4 protein-coding genes are annotated in these 2143 nt (G+C 41.0%); 2 read left to right on the top strand and 2 right to left on the bottom strand.

Features of this window, described 5'->3' with window-relative positions; all coding sequences use genetic code 11:
• Together AB4Z45_RS32810 and AB4Z45_RS32805 are read left to right on the top strand one after the other, a co-directional pair.
• Positions 1-280 (top strand): IS3 family transposase (locus AB4Z45_RS32810; protein ID WP_441913823.1); only part of this gene is annotated, 280 nt, incomplete at its 5' end.
• A 69-nt stretch (positions 281-349) separates the two neighbouring features.
• On the top strand, positions 350-664 hold the full coding sequence (locus AB4Z45_RS32805; protein WP_441913822.1) for a DDE-type integrase/transposase/recombinase: 315 nt from the start codon (positions 350-352) through the stop codon (positions 662-664).
• Here AB4Z45_RS32805 and AB4Z45_RS32800 read toward each other — a convergent pair.
• Positions 639-1022, bottom strand: coding sequence for an RNA polymerase sigma factor (locus tag AB4Z45_RS32800; RefSeq protein ID WP_441913821.1), 384 nt, complete (start codon positions 1020-1022; stop codon positions 639-641). The two genes, AB4Z45_RS32805 and AB4Z45_RS32800, sit on opposite strands and share 26 nt — an antisense overlap.
• A 353-nt stretch (positions 1023-1375) precedes the next feature.
• Positions 1376-1810: an Imm26 family immunity protein gene (locus tag AB4Z45_RS32795; RefSeq protein WP_441913820.1), complete on the bottom strand. Its 435-nt coding sequence runs from the start codon at positions 1808-1810 to the stop codon at positions 1376-1378.
• Positions 1811-2143 lie beyond the last annotated feature (333 nt).

Raw genomic sequence — 2143 nt, 5'->3', positions numbered from 1 at the left:
CTATTACTACAAGTCTGAGTCTGCCGCTAACGAGGAAGAACAGCAGCTAGAAGATGCGATTCTAGAGATCTTCTCAGCTAGTCGAAACAACTACGGCACACAAAAAATCAAGGTTGAATTAGGAAAGCGAATCTTGTTAGCCTCGCGCCGTAAGATCGGTCAGATCATGAGCAAACATGGCCTGGTATCTAATTACACGGTAGCGCAGTACAAGCCTGTTAAGAACGATTCTAATGAGGCCGTCGTTGAGAATGTACTACAACCCGAATTTGATCAATAAGAGCCATACGCTGTTGTCGTCAGCGATTTAACATACGTACGAGTAGCCGGTACATGACATTATGTATGCTTGTTCGTAGACCTCTTTAATCGTGAAATTATTGGATGCAGCAGCGGTCCGAACAAGTCAAAAGAGCTTGTTTACAAAGCCATAGCGGGCATCTCACAGAGATTAGATCGTATTAAAATGTTTCATACGGATCGAGGCAGAGAGTTTGATAATAAGCTCATTTCTGAAGCGTTAACAACGTTTGGCGTTACACGATCCCTTAGCCGAAAAGGCTGTCCCTACGATAATGCCGTTGCAGAAGCAACATTTAAAATCTTCAAGACAGAATTCGCTAACCAAGTGCATTTCCTTACGGATGAGCAGCATATTTCATGATCAGTAACTGCTTATAGATGGGGGTTAGATCTTCCAATACGCGTTCGATCTCTTCCCGTCTTTCCTTTTGGAGGAAAAGTTCTTCCGGGGCTTCATTACCTTCAGCTGCGACATCCTCAATCGGAATTTCCATCCGTTTTTTCTTTCGGCACAGATCGTAATAATGATTTAGGGCAACTTTGAACATCCATGCCGAAAATTTGTCCTCATGAATGGAATCTATGTATAACAGCCCTTTGTAAATGGTTTCCTGAACGATATCCTCAGCGACGTCTCGGTCGGCTCCTAGACGGATCAAATATCGCTGGATTTGTTTCATTTTCAGATTTAAAAGTCGATACATCAGCTCATTGTCCACCTTGAACCTCCCTTCTTGCTATATAACGAATGAGCTTCCTTTATGTATACACTTGCCCCTCAAAAATGTTAGGACTTCATATTTGTTAAACAATACTGCCCTTTTTAAGCATAGCGAAGGGCCGCCATGGGGCAGCCCTTCAGCATTTCTATTGTGTTTCGTTAGCTTACTTAAACAGATTCGCTTGCTCAATTCAGGTGAACGCCAAAAAAGTTCAGCATGAAAAATACCTGTTACAGCAATAAACAAATGAGGGATTTCCGAATTGCAATCTACTGTCGTTACCCGTTAGTTTAATGATTTCGTTCAATTTATAAAAGATCTAAAAGAAACTTTCCGAGATAACCCGTTGGTTAAACGCCTGGATGTTTGTGCCACTTATCATCACCCATGATTCGATCAACTATATGTTCGGCTCCCCACACGGCAGCTATCTCTAACCCTTCACATTTTGCTTTGTCTGAAGGTGAGATTTCTCCCTTATGATAAATCGAAAAATTGCCATTTAATTTATCAATTACACATGCGGGTGGCGGCCAAGCATCCTCTTCATTTTCAAATGGACGATTGGATATAACTGGCCATTCATCGGATTTAAGTACAAAATCGTATATCCCTACAGTAAACTGGTATTCTTCGTTTAAAGGAACATCCTCAATGCTCTCCCCAATATCTTTATATATCGCAATAGATGCATCCTTAAACCTTCTACCAAAGGCGAATTTACCATCTGGTAATGGGATGGCATACACATCACCTAGTTTAATTCTCCGTCGTTTAATTGACATAAATACCCCCATTTAATGCAAGCTTAACCACAACAAATATAACATATAAATTCTCAACTATCCTCCCTCTATGGAGAATCATTTTTCTCTTAAATGCTCATGTTTCCTTAGGTTTTGAACGATTTCCTTTCGTACAAGACAACCTTTAAATGGAACAAGATTGTAGATAGTGTAAAATATGGGTCGAAGAATGTACAAAAAGCCTCTCCACTCAGACCACTCGTTTAAAAAAGTGGACTTTGGGAAGATTTATGGTCGCACCTTTGGATCTCCACATCGTCTCATGGAGGTCAACCCTCCCATGTCTCACAGAGTCTACGCTCCCACATTCCT

Origin of the sequence: Paenibacillus sp. MCAF9 (assembly GCF_052114265.1) — a bacterium.
Classification (GTDB): Bacteria; Bacillota; Bacilli; order Paenibacillales; family Paenibacillaceae; genus Pristimantibacillus.
The sequence above is the reverse complement of the archived record's forward strand: the minus strand, read 5'-3'. Positions and strand labels throughout refer to the sequence as shown.

What these genes read in the sequence shown, in the direction of transcription:
- AB4Z45_RS32795 (WP_441913820.1), bottom strand. Translation starts at nt 1,810, where the DNA reads ATGTCAATTAAACGACGGAGAATTAAACTAGGTGATGTGTATGCCATC.